This is a genomic window from Corynebacterium ulceribovis DSM 45146 (assembly GCF_000372445.1).
Lineage (GTDB): Bacteria > Actinomycetota > Actinomycetes > Mycobacteriales > Mycobacteriaceae > Corynebacterium > Corynebacterium ulceribovis.
On sequence record NZ_AQUY01000001.1, the window covers coordinates 1,129,238 to 1,147,254 of the forward strand.

The following is an 18,017-nucleotide window of genomic DNA, read 5'->3' on the forward strand; positions in this document are numbered from 1 at the left end:
GAGTTCATAACGGGGGCACACACTGGGGGTTAGGCGCGGTGGGCGTCCAGCTTCAGACCTCGGCCAAGTGCCATCAAGAACAAGATGAAGCCAACGGTGATAATCATGTGGCCCAAGCCAGAAATACCGGCAATCGCGGGACTCTCGAAAGCCTCATTGCCCAGTACTTGCAGGGTGCCCTTGACAACTTGCATGCCGCCGGTCAGCAGAACACCGATTGCCCACAGCCAGATCGCTGGGATGAGTTTGTTGGAGCGGGAAAGGTCGAAGACGCGGACCAGGGCTAGCATGGCGAATCCCAAGAGCAGACCCAAAGCCAAAAAGTGGGTGTGGACGGTGCTGAGCTGCGTGAAGTGACCGATGGTGTCGAAGTCCTTCAGCTTGGTCAGTTCTCGGTAGTACAAGCCGCCGAGGAGACCCAGGGTGGTAAAGATGGCGACAAAGGTGAAAAGCAGGCGTTCGGCTGCAGCGCCTTTAGCAGTGACTTTTGTGGTGGACAGTGAGGTGTCAGTCATGATTCCTCCAATTTGATGGCGCGGTCTGGTAACACGCTTTAGTGACGGGGTGTCTCTATCATTTCTAAGCTTAGGTCTACCTGGGCAATCCGTCAAAGTTAGATGTACCGCAGCTATGCTGGAATGCCTACCCCACCTACCGTGATGTCGACAACTAAAGGACGTTCCACATGGCCACGATGATCTTTTCGGAAAGCACCGGCGATAACGCGCTGCCGAAAGACATCACTAGCCAACTCGATAACCTGCACGGAAAAATGCGCCGCGGCGACGACCTCGGCGACCATGCCCTGGTCACAGTGCCCGGCGCGACCGACGAACAGATCCGACTCAGTCATATCAATGCCGACTATGCCTCGATCTTTTTCGAAATCCGCGGCGCAAGCAACACCAATCCGCATGACGACGCCAACCCGCACGTCGACGCTAACCCGCACGATGTCACCTATCTCTATGTTGGCACTTTCGAGGCTGAAGAAGCGCAGCGCCAAGCACAGGGCATGAGCCTGAGCTATGACGCGGCCAGCGGCATCACCTCCATTCGGCACGAGCCAGCCCTCCCCCAGCTTCCCTGGGAACCGACAGCCCAACTAGGCGGTGGTGACGATAATCCGTGGGCCAATCCGTTTAGTGACGGTCAAGCAGCGGGCGACCCAGCCGTCGACTACGGAGAGAACCCTTATGCCCAAGAACTCAACCCGGCCAAGGAGCTGGGAAGCTTTAATGCGGATGATGTGCAGCGGGAACTCGGAATCTCTCCAGACACCTTTGACCTTGCCCGCAACGCAACCTCTGAATCGCAGCTGGACTTTCTGCTGCACAATGCGCCGGTCTTTGAAGCGCAGGCGCTCAAAGCCCTGGTTAGCGGGCGAACGATTGCGCAGGTTAAAGAATACCAAGCTCTAGCACTGCCGGGAAGCGTTGATGCCTCCGACGGCCCCGACCAGCAGCAGCCTACTGCCGAACAGCTCGTGTCCGGTTTGGTGCACCCAGCTAACAGTGGTGAATTCACTATTGTCGACAGCGATAAAAGTGACATTGGCAAAGTCATCTCCGGCGGCGACTTCCAGAAATGGCGAGTTTTCCTACACCCATCACAGCAGCAGTTTGTTACCAAGGATTTCAACGGCCCGGCGCGCATCAAAGGTGGCGCTGGCACCGGCAAAACGGTGGTGCTTGTGCACCGGACAAACCACTTGCTGCAGCAGCAGAAGCAGGGCAAGCCGCCGCGGCTGATGTTGACCACGCGAACTTCGGAGCTAGCGGCCGCGATTAAAGACCAGCTTCTGCTGCTCAACCCCGACGCGCCAATTGCAGAGCACCCTGGGGAGCCAGGCGCTTGGGTGGCGGGCATCGACACGTTGGCGCAATGGATTTTGGAGCGCGCCACCCCAGCTGAGATTACCGCCGCCAGCAACGCTGTCCTCGGTTTCCCCTTCATCGGTGGGCTCAAGGAATTCAATACCGGCCAAGACCTAGAAGTCTGGCAGGAAGCCATTGCGCTTGTTGACGAAGACATGCCTGATCCAATGGACTCAATGCACTTTATGAGTTTTGAGTACAACGGTGTGATTTTGTCGCAGGAGGTCAGCACCGAGAAGCACTATCTGAAGGTGCCGCGGAAAGCGCGTGGCACCCAGCTTCCGAAAAAGAAGCGCGAAATTGTGTGGCAGATTGTCACCAAATTCCATGAGCTGTGCCAACACCATGGCCGGCTCACTGGCCCAGCGATTGCGGCTATCGCTGCGGAGGTGCTCCGCTCTCAGTTGCTTAGTGGCACTGGCCGAATGTTTGACCACGCCATGGTCGATGAAGGTCAGGATTTAAATGCTGGCCATTGGCGAATGCTGCGCGCTGCGGTCCAGGCTGGCGCCAATGACATCTTCATTACGGCCGATGTGCATCAGCACACGTCGGGCCCGGAGTTGACGCTGTCGAAGTTCCAGATTTCTACTCGCGGCCGCGCCCGGGAATTGGTGGTGAACTATCGCACTACTCGGCAGAACCTGAAGTTTGCCAAGGCTTTGCTTGGTGACGAGGAATGGGAAGACCTCGATGGTGTCGAAGAAGAAGGCGACACCCTCTCTGGCTACCATTCGCTGCGTTCTGGTCCGCAACCGGTCGTGCAGTCGTGTGCTGATTTCCACGGTGAGATCGAGTGGGTGTCTCAGATGATTCAGGACTGGCAGCGCATTGGCGAGGAAGCGGGCACTCCGCCACGCATAGCGGTCTTTGCTCGCACCACTGCCCTACAAGGCACAGTCGCCCGTGCCCTGAAGAAGCTCGGCGTGGCTACTGTACAAACCCCGAATGCAAAGTCGGCTGGCGAAAAAGTGTGCGTGACTACTTTTGCGCAGGCAAAGGGGCACGAGTACACGCATGTTGCCCTCGTGGGCGTGGGGGCCGACACAGTGCCTAACCAGTTCTCGCTACTGGGACTGACCGGCCAGGAACGGGAAGATCAGCTGCGGCGAGAACGATCGATGTTGTACGTCGGAGCGTCGCGGGCACGCGACCAGCTGGTGGTGTCTTATTCTGGGGCGCCGTCGAAATTGCTCCCAAAAGCAGTTCTAAATATGTGATAAGAAAAACAGTGATTTCCCGAAAGTGACCTATGCAACTTGCTATGTTTTAAGTTGTATTAACCCCAACAATCGGGAAAGGGCTGTTTAGCAATGACCAACAGCAACTCCAGCAGCCGGAATCGTCGCCGGCAAACGCCAATCGGAGCTGCCATGCGCTTCCTCACCACGCTGAGTGGCTCTAATTTCGTCACTAAGCGTGAACTGCAACCAGTGGTGGACCGGGTGGTTTTCCAGTCCACCAAATCCGGTGTGCGCACCATGGGTCAGGTCTCTCGCAGTTTCCGGAAAGTAAGCAAAGCAACCAAGCCAATCCGCTTGGGCTCGCACGACAAGGCCGCCGCCGAGGCAGCTGCAGACACCACGAGCGCGGCTCCAGAAAAGCGCAGCTACAACTTCGATCTCAACCCGAGCGAAGACCAGCAGATGTTCATTGAAACTATCGCTGAGTTCCGCGGCACTCGACTGCGCGATGTTGCCGCAGAGGCAAACAACACCGCCACGGTGCCCGAAGGCTTGGTACAGGAAGTCGCGGAACTAGGTGTTGTCGCTATTAACGTGCCTGAGGAGTTTGAGGGCATCGCCACCGGCGAAGATACCGTCACCAATGCACTGGTCGCCGAGGCCCTTGCCTACGGGGACCTGTCCCTCGCCGTTGCGGCGCTCGCGCCAGCAGGTGTTGCCAATGTACTCACCGCTTTTGGTACCGCGCAGCAGCAGGAAACCTACCTGCCTGCGTTTGGTTCCGAGAACCCACCTGCAGCAGCGGTGGCACTAGTCGAACCGCAGCCGCTGGCGGACCCAATGGCACCGGTCACCACTGCCCGCCGCAAAGGTGACCAGCTGGTTATTGAAGGTGCCAAAGCACTGGTGCCCAATGCCATCAACGCGGAACTGTTCATCATTTCCGCAGACTTTGAAGGCATGCCACTGCTCGTCATCGTCGAAGCTGACGCCAAAGGCCTGACCATCGAAGCTGACCCGTCCATGGGTTTGCGTCCAGCTGGCATTGCCCGCGTCATCCTCGATGATGTCACCGTGCCAGTCGACAATGTCCTTGGCGGGCTCAGCCGCCCAGCCGAAGATCGCGCCCAGGAACTGGCTGAAATCATTGCCCGCGGCCGCATTGGTTGGGCAGCGTTGGCAGCGGGAACCGCCCACGCCGTCCTGGACTATGTCGTGCCTTATGTCAATGAGCGTGAAGCTTTCGGCGAGCCAATTAGTCACCGCCAAGCTGTGGCGTTCAAAGTAGCTGATATCGCTACTGAACTCGATGGCCTCAAGCTGGTTGTTGCTCGAGCCGCAGCCCGCGCCGACCAAGGAAAATCCTTCTTCCGGGAAGCCGCTCTCGCCAAAGCAATTGCCACCGATAAGGGCATGCAGATCGGTTCCGATGGTGTGCAGTTGCTCGGTGGCCACGGCTATGTCAAAGAACATCCAGTGGAGCGCTGGTACCGCGATCTGCGGGCCATCGGTATCGCTGAAGGCGTCATCATTCTTTAAGGCAGGAGTTTTCTCATGATTAACCTCGAACTACCGAATAAACTGCGCCTGTCCCGGCGCCTTGCCCACGAAGCCGCCGAGAATGTTCTGCGCCCGATCAGCCGCAAATACGATCTCGCCGAGCACGAATACCCGAAGGAACTCGATACCTTCACCTCAGCGATCGAAGGTATGAGTGAAGGTGGCATGGCCATGGCCGGTGCCACCGGCGACCGGAAGAAGTCCGGTGACAAGCCGAAGAAGACCTCCAGCGGTGTGAAAAACGGTGGCAACATGGCCGCGGTGCTCAACGTGATGGAAATGTCGTGGGGCGATGTCGCCCTGGCACTGTCGCTGCCTTACCAGGGTCTGGGCAATAGCGCGATCGCCGCCGTGGCCACCGAAGAGCAGCTGGAGCGCTTCGGCAAAGTGTGGGCCTCGATGGCGATTACCGAACCGTCCTTTGGCTCTGACTCCGCTGCGGTCGCTACGACCGCGGTGGAAGATGGCGACGACTACATCATCAACGGCACCAAGATTTTCGTGACTTCTGGTGACCGCTCCGACCATGTTGTCGTGTGGGCAACCTTGGATAAGTCGAAGGGCCGCGCTGCGATTAAGTCTTTCGTGGTGCCCAAGTCCGCCGAAGGCCTTAAGGTGGTGCGCTTGGAGGAAAAGCTCGGCATCCGTGGTTCGGATACCGCGCAGATTAACTTCGATAACGTCCGTGTGCCGAAGGAAAACCTGCTGGGTTCCCCAGATATTGATGTGAAGAAGTCCTTCGCCGGTGCGATGGCCACTTTCGACAACACTCGCCCAATTGTCGCGGCGATGGCGTTGGGTGTGTCCAAGGCTGCGCTCGAGGCGCTGCGTGAGCTGCTGGAGAAGGCTGGTCAGAAGATTGACTACACCGCCCCAGTGATGAACCAGTCCGCAGCTGTTGCCGACTTCATCAAACTGGAAAGCGACTGGGAGTCCGCCTACCTGCTCACACTCAAGGCTGCGTGGATGGCCGACAATGGGATGCCGAACAATAAGGAAGCGTCCATGAGTAAGGCGAAGGCTGGCCGCACCGCCACTGCGATCACTTTGAAGGCCGTGGAACTGTCCGGCGCCTTGGGCTACTCTGAGCGCACCCTGGTGGAGAAGTGGACCCGCGACTCGAAGATCCTGGACATTTTCGAAGGCACCCAGGAAATCCAGCGCCTCGTTATTGCCCGGCGCGTGCTCGGCCTGAGCTCGAAGGAACTGAAGTAACCCTCCCGGATTGTCGGCACCAATACGTCGACAAGCCCAAATGTCCCCCAGGTCGTCAGAATGGTTCTGATTGGCCTGGGGGACGCTGCTTTGGGGCTTATTGACGAATTGGGGGAACGCTAATTCGCCGCAGTGGCGGCACCCCCGGCAGCAGCATTCGCCGCAGCCTCCGTCGCGCGTTCCTTCCTATTTTTCGGTGCGTAGTAGAACAGACCCACCGCAACCGAAATGATGAACAAGACCAGCATGATGCCGAATAGTGGCCAAATACCGGAAATGTAAATACCCGGGATAGCAAGCGCGGTAATCAGACCACCGCCGAAGAATGGCTCAAACACCAACTGCTTGTAACCGAAGGCCTCATATGCTGGGGTTTCGGCCTGCGGGTCGGTGACCCGCATCAGAATCAGACCGGTGGCGGTCACACCCATCGACTGGCCGAAGTCAGCGATGCCACGTTCAAACCAGTACTTGCCAATCACCCGCGGTGCCAGCCACAGGAAGAGGAGGACGTTAATCGCGATACCGGCAACAGCCAGGATGAGGAAGGCACCGAAATTATCGCCAATCGCCTTCAGCGACAGCGTAGCGATAGCCGCAACCACCAGCATGTCCAGTGCGAAACCCTGGATACGGAGCATCAGGCCATGGTCAATGAGGTGTTCGATTTTGAAGGCAGTGGCAATCATCTGAACGATGACGCCACCAATCAGAGCGATTGGGAACAGCGGCACGTAGGAGAAAATCTCCAGGTTCGTGCTGTCGTCGATCATGATCTTGCCGTAAGTCATGCTTTCGACCCAGCGCAGGAACTCCAGGATGCACCAACCAATCAGCACAGCTACCGCCATGATGGCCATGTGCAGCGACAATGGCTCCACCGACGATGGGCGGCTGGTCAGCTTACCTGCCGGGTAGTGCTCATCCTCACGGAACAGACCCTGCTGCTCCTGGATGGACATCGAAGCGTTGGACTTGAGCACCTCAGTCTTACCGGTGCGCACGCCCCAGTTAATCAGACCGATACCGACCACAATGCCGGCGACAATACCGACCGTGGCCAAACCAACAGCGAGGTCACCACCTTCAGCGAAGCCGACCGATTCCATCACTTCGCGCATACCGGCGGCGGTACCGTGGCCACCTTCGAACGCGATTTCAATCAGTGCGCCGGTCATTGGGGAGGAGCCGAGCACTGGCACCAGAATCAGGGCAGCCAGCAGCAAGCCGACCACATACTGGGCGGAACCAAACGCCACACCTAGGGACAGCTGCGGACCGACCAACTTGGCAGCACGCTTTGGCGACGGCAGTGGCTGACCCAAGAACATCGTGGCGAAGACCACGGAAATCAGCAGACCCGGCAGCTTCGACCAGGTGGTCACAATACCTTCAGTGAACAGGCCGTATTCGCCCCATGGGCCGTCGAATTTACCGAGTACCTGTGGGCCCAGCAGAAGCAACAGGAAACCTGCCACGATGGAGCTCGGCAGGAACAGTGCCTGCACCCACTTGGCTTTAACACGGATGATTTTACCGATCAGCAGAGCTAATCCGAGGATCAGCAATGCAAAACCGACCACATTAGCAGTCATAAATACCTCAAGTCGTTGAGAGCCCGACATGTTTCGTCGACCTCACGGTCAACCGCCGTTGAGACGACGGTCACTTGTTTGCAAGTAAGGTGAATCTATCGCACTTAGGGAATAAATATGAAACTTTAGGGAGAAAATCAGCAGGCTTTGTGCTAGGCCCTGTGCAGCAATCGTCGGCAGCGCTGCGAACCGTAGCGCAGGCCACATTTTTCTTGCCCCCAGCACGGCCCCGTCCTGGCCTACCCTTGAAAGAGCTATTCATCCTTTAGTTCCGAGAGGACACCATGCTCGACTTCTTGGCTAATGACCTACTGCTTGCCTTGGCGGTCATCCTCACCGTTGGGTTAGCAATCGGGAAAATCAAAATCGGCGGGATTAGCCTTGGCGCTGCCGCCGTCCTTTTTGTTGCGGTCGGCTTATCCGCCGCGAACCCCGACATTCTGATGCCAGCGCTGATTTACCAATTCGGCCTCGCCATCTTCGTGTACACCATCGGCCTGTCAGCGGGCCCCACCTTCATGCAAACCATGAAATCGCGCGGCTTCGCGATGAATATCGCCGCGGTGGTCGTGCTCATCGTGCTCATCGGCCTCGGCATGGTCGTCATTTTGCTGCCGGGACTCGACCGCATCACCGGCGCCGGCATGTTTGCCGGTGCCCTCTCCTCCACCCCAGGTATGGCCACCATTGTGGAATCGGTACCGCATTTGCTTGGTGACGGAAGAAGCCCCGACGCTGGCGCCCCAGCAGTGATCGGATACTCGCTGGCTTACCCCGGCGGAATCCTCGGCGCGATCTTGGTCGGTGCTATTGGCGCGAAACTGCTGAAAGTCGACCACATTGCCGATGCGCAAAAGGAAGGCGTGCTCGCTTCCCCGCTGCAGTATCGCACCATTCGCATTGACCGACTCCCCAACTGTGATTCCTGCACTGTCGCGGACCTGTCCGGGCTCATCGAAGCAGATGTTATCGCTACCCGGCTGGTGAAATCTCAGGGACAGCAGTTCTTGTTGGAGCCGACCTCGCGACTGTCGGTGGGGTCCATCATTATGGTCAACGGCACTGATGAAGAACTTGATAAAGCGGTCGCCGCGCTCGGCGAGGAAGTAGATTACACCGCGGACGGCACGGACTTGGAGTATGTCCGCATGGTGGTGTCTAACCCTGATGTCATTGGCAGCCGAATCCGCGATCTGCACACCATGCGCGACCACGGATTCCTCATTTCCCGACTGCGCCGCGGCGACCAAGACGTTGTCCCGCACCCTGACGATGTGCTGCAGCCATCCGACCGGATCCGTGTGGTGACGTCAAAAAGCAATATCAATAACGTCCGAGAGTTCATCGGGGATTCGGAAAAGTCGCTCGCCTCGCCGGATTTGCTGCCGTTTGCGCTTGGTCTGCTGCTGGGTATTGCGCTTGGTGCGATTCCGATTCCGCTGCCCGGCGGCATCACTGTGTCCCTGGGGTTTGGTGGCGGCCCCATCATTATGGGCCTGATTTTAGGGGCTTTGGGACGGACCGGGCCGATTCGTTGGCAACTGCCGTATCACTCGAATAAGACCATTGAGACGCTCGGTATGGCGATTTTCATGGCCGGTGTTGGCACCAAAGCGGGCGGCGGTTTCCGGGAAGCACTCCAGGACCCGACCAGCTTCATGTACATCCTCATGGGTTTGGTGCTCACCGTCGCCAGCGCAGTTTTGGTGATCGCCGTATTGATGAGCTGGCGCAAACTCACCTTCGATGAATCGATGGGTGTGGCAGCCGGTATCACCACCAACCCGGCGATTATTGCCTACTTGAATACCGCGACGAAGACGGAACTGTCCGCACGCGGATACACCGCGGTGTACCCGGTGATGATGATCGGCAAGATCCTTGCGTCGCAGGCACTGATTGTGCTGCTGCTGTAGCTGATGTAGCTGCAAACCGCAGCTACATTCGGCAGCTACTTGCGAGAGCGGCGTTCGCGCACCCGCACCGCGATCCGCACCGGAGAGCCTGGGAAACCGAAGGTTTCCCGCAGGCGGCGTTCCAGGAATCGGCGGTAGCCATGCTCCAAGAAGCCGGTGGTAAACAGCACAATCACCGGTGGGCAGCTCGACGCCTGGGTGGCGAAAAGCACCCGCGGGGTGCGGCCACCACGCGTCGGAGGCGGAACCTCTTGAATGACGGTGCGCAGCCAGTTATTCAGCTTGCCCGTCGAGACACGCTTGTCCCAGCTGTCCAACGCCTCAATCAGCGCCGACTCCAGCTTGTGCACCGCACGGCCAGTCTTAGCGGAAATGTTCACGCGCCGGGCCCATGGAATATGCGCCAGCTGCAGTTCGATTTCTCGCTCCAGCATGTCGCGGCGGTCTTCGTCGACCAAGTCCCACTTGTTGTACGCCACCACAAGGGCTTTACCGGCATCGAGGATCATTCGCAGCACCCGCTGGTCCTGCTCAGTGATCGGCTCGGAAGCATCCACCAGGAAGATGCATACTTCCGCGGCATCAATCGCCGATTGGGTGCGCAGCCCCGCGTAGTACTCATGGCCAGACGCAGTCTTGGTCTTCTTACGGATACCGGCAGTATCCACGATCTGCCACAACTGCTGGTCCATCTGAACCAGCGAGTCGACCGGGTCGACAGTGGTGCCGGCAACATTGTCCACCACTGCGCGTTCTTCACCGGTGAGCTGGTTCAGCAGCGAAGACTTACCAACATTTGGTTTGCCCACCAAGGCAACGCGACGCGGGCCGGTTGGGAGCGCAGCAGCTTTCGGCACCTCTGGGAAAGACTTCAGCACCAGTTCCAGCACGTCCGCGGCGCCGCGACCATGCTGCGCCGATACTGGGTAAGGATTGTCCAGCCCCAGCCCCCAGAACTCGGCGACATCCGCAAGTTGGTTATCGCCGTCGGCCTTATTGGCCACCAAAATCACTGGGGAATCCGAGCGCTGCAGCATCCGCGCGACCACTTCGTCCGTGGCGGTGATGCCCACGCGTGTGTCCACCACGAACACGATGACATCTGCAGTGCGCATCGCCACTTCAGCTTGGCGTGCAATCGCGCCGTGAATGCCTTTGGCGTCTGGGTCCCAGCCACCGGTGTCCTGCACCCAGAAGCGGCGACCGCCCCAGTCAGCAAGGTAACTAATCCGGTCGCGGGTCACGCCTGGGAAGTCTTCGACAACAGCTTCGCGTCGACCAATGAAGCGGTTGACCAGTGTGGATTTACCCACGTTTGGTCGACCCACGATCGCCACGGTCGGCAGTGCTTCCGCTTCGTCGTCGGCTTCGTCAAAAACGCCGAAGGCGGCTTCAATTTCATCCCAGTCGGTTTCGCTGTCCAACAAAATCGCCCCGGACTCCAGGTCAGCGACGGTGTGGTCAATGAGCCCTTCGTGGGAATCGAGCAGCTGGTCCAGTTCCTGGTCTGCAGCGGGGGTCGCCGACTGCGGCTGGACATCGTCGTGTGGGGTCTCAGTCATGTACTGCAGCTCCTTCTGGTTGGTCGTTGCGAACAAGGTCAATAATCCGTGCGATGACTTCTTCGATAGCCAGCGCCGAGGTGTCTACCACCGTGGCATCGTCGGCTGGTCGCAGCGGGGAGGTTTTCCGGGAGGAATCCGCCTGGTCGCGGCGTTGCACGTCAGCCAGAATGTAGTCAAAGTCAGCGTCTCGACCGGCCGCTTTGTCTTGGTCGAATCGTCGCTGCGCGCGAATTTCCGCGGATGCGGTCATAAAGATCTTGGTGGGAGCGTCAACAAGCACAACCGTGCCAATATCGCGGCCTTCCACCACCACGCGTCCGGCCTCGGCGGCAAGCCGGCGCTGAATAGCCACTAGGTTATCGCGCACCGCAGGCACCGCCGCCACCGCGGACACGTGCGCGGTCACTTCGGCGCCCCGGATTTCCGCGGACACGTCTTCACCAGCCAGCAACACTTCCTTAGTGTCTGGGTCCGAGGACACACCCACCGGCAGGTCGGCAGTGGCCGCGGCAACTGCCTCAGCGTCATTCGGGTCGATGCCTTGGCGCAGCACCCATAAAGTCGCGACGCGGTACATAGCACCGGTGTCCAGGTAGGAGGCCTGCAACTGCTTAGCGACTGCGCGGGACACCGTCGACTTGCCGGTCCCGGATGGCCCGTCAATGGCCACAATCAAAGGGGCGGTCATTACATTCCCACCGCCTTGTACAGCGAAGCCAACTCCGAGCGGTTCAGCGCGCGCATAGCGCCTGGGGACTGCTCGCCCAGCGACACCGTGTGAATCTTCGTGCGAACGAGGCGCTGCACTGGGAAGCCAGCCGTTTTCAGCATACGGCGCACAATGTGCTTGCGGCCTTCGTGAATATCCAGACGCACGATGGAACGGCCCTGGATGGATTCGAGGGTTTCGGCGTAGTTGGCACGGGCAATACCGTCGTCCAGCTCAATGCCGTTTTTCAGGGCGCGCAGGTCCTTGCGGGTGACTTCACCGAGGACTTCGGCCAGGTAGGTTTTGTTGATTTCGTAACGCGGGTGCATCAGGCGGTTCGCCAGTTCCCCGTCGTTGGTCAGCAAAATGAGGCCTTCGGTGTCGGCGTCGAGGCGACCGACGTGGAAGAGGCGCTGACCGGCGGCAATCTGTTCGCCGACAATGTCGCCGAGGCAAGCGCGTCCCATGTCATCGTGCATGGTCGAGAGCATGCCGCGCGGTTTATTCAGTGCGAAGTACTGGGTGTCTTCGTTGACCAGTACGCGGTCGCCATCAACGCGGATGACGGAGGTGTTTGGGTCCACGCGCATGCCCTGGACGCGGACGACTTCCCCGTCCACTTCGACGCGGCCCTGGTCGATGAGAATTTCAGCGTGGCGGCGTGATGCGACACCAGCTTGGGCGAGGACTTTTTGCAGGCGGATTCCTTCACCGGGTTTTCCGGCGGCGGAGCGGTCTGGTTGGACGTTTTGTTTCCGGGCTGGTTTAGCGTGGGAAACAATCATATTTTCGGAGGACGGTGTAGTCCTGTTTCCTGGTTCCGGTGTGCCTTCTCGGCGAGCGGTATCTGACACGGTGGTCCTTTTCTGTTGTGTCAATGTATTCGGTAGCTACTCTACCGCCCAGTTTCCTGGAAATTGAAACCTACCGTGGTGCGCCGTCGGCAAATGCTCCTTGATTGTTGATGACGCTGCCTGCTGGAACCTCGAACCAGCTGGCCGCCGATTCCTGGAATTGCTGTGGCGACAGTGCGCCGGCGCCTTCCGGTATCACGGCCAGCAGCGGCACTCCGGTCACTGCGGGTAGGTCCTGCTGGTTTTCTTGCATGGCTAGGTCCGGCTCGGCGGGCATGGATCCGCCAATGAGGCCGACGACTTGCAGGCCACGTCGCTTTGCCGCTTCGACAGTCAGCTCGGCCATATTCAGACTGCCCAGCCCCATGGAGGTGACCACGACCATGCGGGAGCGTGGGACGCGTGCGGCAAGGTCAGCTAGGTTCCAGTTGTCGCCGATGCGTACAAGCAGTCCGCCCGCGCCTTCGACCAGCACCACTCGTCCGGGTTTGTCGAGCCTGCGGATGTAGCCCGCCACGGTTTCTAGGTCGAGTAGTTCCATTTTGGCGCGCCGGGCTGCGGTTGCTGGGGCCAATGGGTCTGGGTAGCGAGCGAATTCGTGAACCGATTCCACTCCGGTCAGTCGCTGAATAGTGGCGAGGTCGCCGTGGCCTGGGGATTCGCCGGTTTGGGCGGGTTTGACTACGGACACGCTGACGCCGCGGCTTTTCAGTGTGCTGGCGATAGCTGCGGTCGCAATGGTTTTGCCGACGTCCGTGCCGGTTCCGGTGACAAATAGGACGCTCATTGCGCACCTTCCCGTCGTTGTTCTTCGCCGTGCACAATCGCTTCGATGGCCTGGCAGATTTCGGCCACATGCTGGTCCGTCGCGATGTACGGCGGCATCGTATAGACCAGTGTGCCAAATGGGCGCAGCCAAACACCATGGTTTAGGCAAATTTCCGTTGCCAACGCCATATCTACTGGTCGATGCAGTTCCACGACGCCGATTGCGCCAAGCACCCGCACCTGCGACACCGCCGGCGAGCCACCGAGGTGAGTCAGACCCGCGAGCAGTCCGGATTCAATCCGGGGGACGTCCTCACGCCACGCCCCTTCCGCAACAATGTCCAGGTTTGCACTGGCCACCGCGCAGGCCAGTGGGTTCGCCATGAATGTTGGCCCGTGCATCAGCCCGCCACCAGCGCCGCCGGAGATGGTTTCGGCAATAGTGCGCTTTGTGACGGTAGCAGCCAGCGACATGAAACCGCCGGTCAAAGCCTTGCCGACGCAGATGATGTCTGGTGTGATGCCCGCGGCTGCTGTGGCGAAGAGATCCCCGGTGCGGCCAAAGCCGGTAGCGATCTCATCAGCAATGAGCAGCAGACCATGGCGGTCGGCGATGTCTCTCAGACCAACGAGCAGTTCGTGGTCATGGAAGTTCATGCCCCCGGCGCCCTGCACCACTGGTTCAACAATGATGGCGGCGGTGTGCTCGTCGATGCAGGACTCAAAATGCGCCAGGTAAGTGTTGCGGGTCAGCGGACCGGAGCCGCGTGGCGGTGGCGCGGGTGCGAACTGTTGTGGTGTTAAAGTGCCTTTCCACAGGCTATGCATGCCACCGTCGGGGTCGCAGACGCTCATTGGGGCTTGGGTGTCGCCGTGGTAGCCGCCGCGCCAGGTCAAAATGCGGTTCTTTTCTGGTCGGCCTAACGCATGTTGGTACTGCAGTGCCATTTTGATGGCCACTTCCACACTGACGGATCCGGAATCGCTGTAGAAAACGACGTCCAATTCGTCATTAAGCAAATGTAACAGCTTCCGGGTCAGGTCGGCGGCGGGCTGGTGCGTTAGGCCGCCGAACATCACGTGGCTCATGGTGTCGATTTGTTGGTGGGCGGCGTCGCGCAGGCGCGGGTGGCCGTGTCCGTGGCAGGCGGCCCACCAGCTGCTCATGCCGTCGATGACGCGTCGACCGTCGGCCAAAGTGAGGTAAACCCCGCGCGCGGCGTGCACGGGGTGGGCGGGGATGGCAGCGGGCATCGGCGCGTAGGGGTGCCAGATATGTTCGGCGTCGTATGCCGCCAGTGCGCTGCTGTCAGTGTGATGAGGGGAAGGCAGTACCGCAGTCATAACTCCCCACCCTAACTTGAACAGCGTTCATTCGGGTAATTTTGGCGAAGAAAGTTAATGAATATTAACTCGGCTGGGGTTAGCTTGGCTCATCAATAATGTCGACATCCGGCAGTAGCGGCGCCAAATCTGGGAGTTGCTCCAGCGAGTCCAACCCCATGAGCTCCAAGAACAGCTGCGTCGTCACATACAGATGCGCGCCAGTAGTTTCCTCGGAGCCCGCCTCCGCGATCAGTCCACGAGCAAGCAAAGTGCGCACCACACCATCGACGTTGACGCCGCGCACCGCCGACACCCGCGCCCGAGTAACTGGCTGACGATACGCAATTACCGCCAACGTCTCCAACGCTGCCCTAGTCAACTTGGTCTGGGCGCCATCGAGAACAAACTTCTCCACATATTCGGACTGCGCCGCAGCAGTATAAAACCGCCAGCCACCGTCATGATGACGCAGTTCAATACCACTGCCCCGCGCCTGCAGCTCACGCTGCAGCTGCGCGAGTGCTTCGCGAATATCCGGGGTGTCGCAGCCAACCGCTCTGGCCAGCGTCGGTTCGTCGACCGGTACGTCCACCACCAGTAAAATTGCTTCTACAGCAGCGCGAACCGGGGAAATATCCGGCATCGATTCCATAGCTGCTCCATCCATTTCATCCATCTCGTCGCCACCCCAACTCGGTTCACTCATGTCCAATTGTCCGCCGCAACCACAGACGGATCGACCTCCAACCCCGACCAGGACACATTGAGCTCACCGAGCGGCTCAGCTTGCTCCACTTCGGCGGCGTGCGCTTTATACAGCTCCAACAGCGCCAAAAAGCGGCCCACCACTTCCAGTGATAGCTCACAATCGCCGGTCAGCTGGGAAAAACTCAACCACTGACCCTGCCCAGCCGCATACAGTTGCTGCAATACATATCCAGCTTGCTCCGGAACCGACACATGGGTCTGATGGATATGGTCCACACCCACAGTTTCCGGTGGCTTGGGGCGTAATGCCACTGCCGCCAGGGCCGCGAACTCTTCGCTCGTTGTGCCGAGCTGTACTGGTGGCAGCAGATCCACAAACTGAGCTTCCAGCCCAACTGCTCGTGGATACCGGCGTTTGGCAGTGGCCTGCCAGTGTGCCATCTGGTCTGCCACTTTTTGGTACGCCTGGTACTGCAGTAGCCGAGCAAATAGCAGGTCGCGGGCTTCAAGCACCGCGAGGTCATCTTCATTCTCGACATCGCCACGAGGCAGCAGCCGGGCGGTTTTCAGGTCCAAAAGCGTTGCCGCAACCACCAAGAATTCCGTGACTTGGTCTAGCTCTGCGATCGCATCTAGGCCACGGGTCCAGGCAATGAACTCATCGGTCACCGCGGCGAGCGCTACCTCTGTCACATCGAGCTTTTTCTGCCCAATCAGCTTCAGCAGCAGGTCAAACGGACCCGTGAAGTTTTCCAGCGCAACCGCAAACCCCGGGATCTCTTCCTGAATCGGGGCACCCAAATGCTACCCCTCGACCCGCTGGACCAGCTCGCGTGCCAGCTGACGATAAGCATCAGCGCCAGGCGAAGTCGGAGCCCATGACGTAATTGGCTCACCGGCAACCGAAGTTTCTGGGAAGCGCACCGTGCGGGTAATCACACTGTCAAACACCTTGTCCCCGAACACTTCCACGAGCTGTTCCATCACTTCGCGGGCGTGCCGGGTGCGGCGGTCAAACATCGTCACCAAAATGCCCACGACCTCCAATTCAAAGTTCAGACGATCCCGAACCTTCTCCACGGTGTCAGTGAGCAAAGCCAAGCCACGGAGTGAGAAGTATGCGCACTCCATCGGAATGATCACGCCGCTGGCAACAGTTAGGGCGTTAACCGTCAATAAGCCCAAGGACGGCTGGCAGTCGATAATGATGTAGTCGTAATCTCGCATGACTGGGCGCAATGCTCGGCCCAAAGCCTGCTCGCGGCCAACTTCATTGACCAGCTGAATTTCGGCGGCCGACAGGTCAATATTTGCCGGGACGATATCCAAACCGTCGGTGCTAGTTGGATGGATGGCATCGCGGATATCTTCCTGCGAGTCCACCAGCAGGTTGTAGACCGTCACATCGAGCTCTTCGTGCGGCACACCCAAACCTGCCGACAATGCACCCTGCGGGTCAAGGTCAACCAAGAGCACTTTACGGCCGTAACCCGCCAAGGAGGCACCCAAGTTAATGGTGGACGTGGTTTTGCCGACGCCACCTTTCTGGTTACACATCGCCAGCACTTTGGCTGGGCGTGGTCGGGTGCGGTCGATTGGTTGCGGCTCAGGGTAGTCGCGCAGGGGCCGACCAGTGAGACCTACTCCGCTCTCCGGAGCGTCGAAAAGCCCATCACCAGCCATAGTCAACCCCTTATCCTTGACTTCCTGTATGGCGGCGGGTTGAGGTCAACCCTTCGCCGTTGATTCCTCTCTACAGGATAGCCCCTACTAGCGTGCGCGCGGGTGAGCCCCCGCCCAAACCTCCCGAAGATTCTCCGCAGTCACCTCGGTATAAATCTGAGTCGTCGTCACCGACGAGTGTCCAAGCAGCTCCTGCACCACCCGAACATCAGCGCCACCTTCCAGCAGATGTGTTGCAAAACTATGCCGCAACGTGTGCGGACCAATCCCCTCCGGAAGACCAGCCCGCTGCGCCGTCACCGTCAACACCTGCCACGCCGACTGCCGCGACAACCTTCGTCCCAAGGTATTCAAAAACAACGCCGACGTCGTGCGACGCATCCCCGTCGCCAACAGTGGCCGCGCCCGCACCAAATACGCTTCCACCGCAGCAATCGCGGGGCCGCCCACCGGCACCACTCGGTCTTTGCCACCTTTGCCGTGCAGCAAAATCAGTTTGTCCTCGAAATTGACGTCCTCAATATTGAGCCCCAGCACTTCACTAATCCGAGCGCCGGAGGAATACAGCAACTCCAACAACGCCCGGTCGCGGATATCCGTCACTGATGCCTCCGTGCCCTGCGGCACCGAATCCAACAGCTGCAGCACTTCATCGACCCGCAGTGCTTTCGGCAGCGACTTCGCTGGCCGTGGCGGATGCACATCCGCCGACACATCCGCATTCGCCAACCCCTCTTGCACCGCAAACCGATGCAGTCCGCGCACCGCGACCAGGGCCCGACCAGCGGAACTTGCTGCCAACGGCGGAATCGCTTCCTCGGGATCGCCAGTGCGCAGGTAGGCAACAAAGTTCTCAATGTCTGCCTGGGTCACATCGGCAATGTCAGTGCGGTCAATGGTGTCGAGGTAGCGCAGGTACCGCCGCATGTCGCGTCGGTAGTTCGACAGGGTGTTTTCGCTGGAACCTTTTTCCACGGTCAGGAAGTCCAGCCACGCTTCTGCCGCAGCAAGTGGTTTTGTCAATGTCTCGTCTTCGTTGTCGTCAGCGCTTGTCTGC

Annotated in this window: 15 protein-coding genes; 4 read left to right on the top strand and 11 right to left on the bottom strand. The window is 59.2% G+C overall.

Annotation, left to right across the window (positions count from 1 at the left end; translation table 11 throughout):
- Positions 1-29: 29 nt before the first annotated feature.
- Entirely contained in the window at positions 30-515 is a 486-nt protein-coding gene (locus A3EC_RS0105365; RefSeq protein ID WP_018024152.1) for a DUF2871 family protein, read from the bottom strand.
- A 170-nt stretch (positions 516-685) separates the two neighbouring features.
- Here A3EC_RS0105365 and A3EC_RS11465 point away from each other — a divergent pair, with 170 nt between their 5' ends.
- The 3 genes from A3EC_RS11465 (at position 686) to A3EC_RS0105380 (ending at position 5,836) form a co-directional block, all read left to right on the top strand.
- Positions 686-3,097: a UvrD-helicase domain-containing protein gene (locus A3EC_RS11465; RefSeq protein ID WP_018024153.1), complete on the top strand. Its 2,412-nt coding sequence runs from the start codon at positions 686-688 to the stop codon at positions 3,095-3,097.
- 93 nt (positions 3,098-3,190) lie between these two features.
- Entirely contained in the window at positions 3,191-4,600 is a 1,410-nt protein-coding gene (locus tag A3EC_RS0105375; protein ID WP_040427924.1) for an acyl-CoA dehydrogenase family protein, read from the top strand.
- Positions 4,601-4,615: 15 nt separating this feature from the next.
- On the top strand, positions 4,616-5,836 hold the full coding sequence (locus A3EC_RS0105380; protein ID WP_018024155.1) for an acyl-CoA dehydrogenase family protein: 1,221 nt from the start codon (positions 4,616-4,618) through the stop codon (positions 5,834-5,836).
- A 119-nt stretch (positions 5,837-5,955) separates the two neighbouring features.
- Here the strand turns inward: A3EC_RS0105380 and A3EC_RS0105385 are convergent, their stop codons facing one another.
- Positions 5,956-7,431 (bottom strand): sodium/glutamate symporter, encoded by a 1,476-nt coding sequence (locus A3EC_RS0105385; protein ID WP_018024156.1) that lies wholly within the window; start codon positions 7,429-7,431, stop codon positions 5,956-5,958.
- A gap of 284 nt (positions 7,432-7,715) precedes the next feature.
- Between A3EC_RS0105385 and A3EC_RS0105390 the strand changes: the two genes are divergently transcribed.
- Entirely contained in the window at positions 7,716-9,347 is a 1,632-nt protein-coding gene (locus A3EC_RS0105390) for an aspartate:alanine exchanger family transporter (RefSeq protein ID WP_018024157.1), read from the top strand.
- A gap of 35 nt (positions 9,348-9,382) precedes the next feature.
- On the opposite strand, the gene der is transcribed toward A3EC_RS0105390, so the two are convergent.
- The 9 genes from der to xerD all read right to left on the bottom strand — a co-directional run bounded on the left by der (position 9,383) and on the right by xerD (position 17,983).
- Entirely contained in the window at positions 9,383-10,909 is a 1,527-nt protein-coding gene (gene der, locus A3EC_RS0105395; protein ID WP_018024158.1) for a ribosome biogenesis GTPase Der, read from the bottom strand.
- Entirely contained in the window at positions 10,902-11,600 is a 699-nt protein-coding gene (gene cmk / locus A3EC_RS0105400; protein WP_018024159.1) for a (d)CMP kinase, read from the bottom strand. The genes der and cmk overlap by 8 nt, the downstream gene beginning before the upstream one ends.
- Positions 11,600-12,475, bottom strand: a complete 876-nt coding sequence (locus A3EC_RS0105405) for a pseudouridine synthase (protein WP_026162235.1) — start codon at positions 12,473-12,475, stop codon at positions 11,600-11,602. The genes cmk and A3EC_RS0105405 overlap by 1 nt, the downstream gene beginning before the upstream one ends.
- A 70-nt stretch (positions 12,476-12,545) precedes the next feature.
- Complete coding sequence (bioD, locus tag A3EC_RS0105410) at positions 12,546-13,262, bottom strand: dethiobiotin synthase (protein WP_018024161.1); 717 nt, start codon at positions 13,260-13,262, stop codon at positions 12,546-12,548.
- Complete coding sequence (locus A3EC_RS0105415; protein ID WP_018024162.1) at positions 13,259-14,587, bottom strand: adenosylmethionine--8-amino-7-oxononanoate transaminase; 1,329 nt, start codon at positions 14,585-14,587, stop codon at positions 13,259-13,261. The genes bioD and A3EC_RS0105415 overlap by 4 nt, the downstream gene beginning before the upstream one ends.
- Before the next feature lie 79 nt (positions 14,588-14,666).
- Positions 14,667-15,275: an SMC-Scp complex subunit ScpB gene (scpB, locus tag A3EC_RS0105420; RefSeq protein ID WP_018024163.1), complete on the bottom strand. Its 609-nt coding sequence runs from the start codon at positions 15,273-15,275 to the stop codon at positions 14,667-14,669.
- On the bottom strand, positions 15,272-16,078 hold the full coding sequence (locus A3EC_RS0105425) for a segregation and condensation protein A (protein WP_018024164.1): 807 nt from the start codon (positions 16,076-16,078) through the stop codon (positions 15,272-15,274). The genes scpB and A3EC_RS0105425 overlap by 4 nt, the downstream gene beginning before the upstream one ends.
- A gap of 3 nt (positions 16,079-16,081) precedes the next feature.
- Positions 16,082-16,960: a ParA family protein gene (locus A3EC_RS0105430; protein ID WP_018024165.1), complete on the bottom strand. Its 879-nt coding sequence runs from the start codon at positions 16,958-16,960 to the stop codon at positions 16,082-16,084.
- Between the two features lie 87 nt (positions 16,961-17,047).
- Complete coding sequence (xerD, locus tag A3EC_RS11470; RefSeq protein WP_018024166.1) at positions 17,048-17,983, bottom strand: site-specific tyrosine recombinase XerD; 936 nt, start codon at positions 17,981-17,983, stop codon at positions 17,048-17,050.
- Between the last annotated feature and the right edge of the window lie 34 nt (positions 17,984-18,017).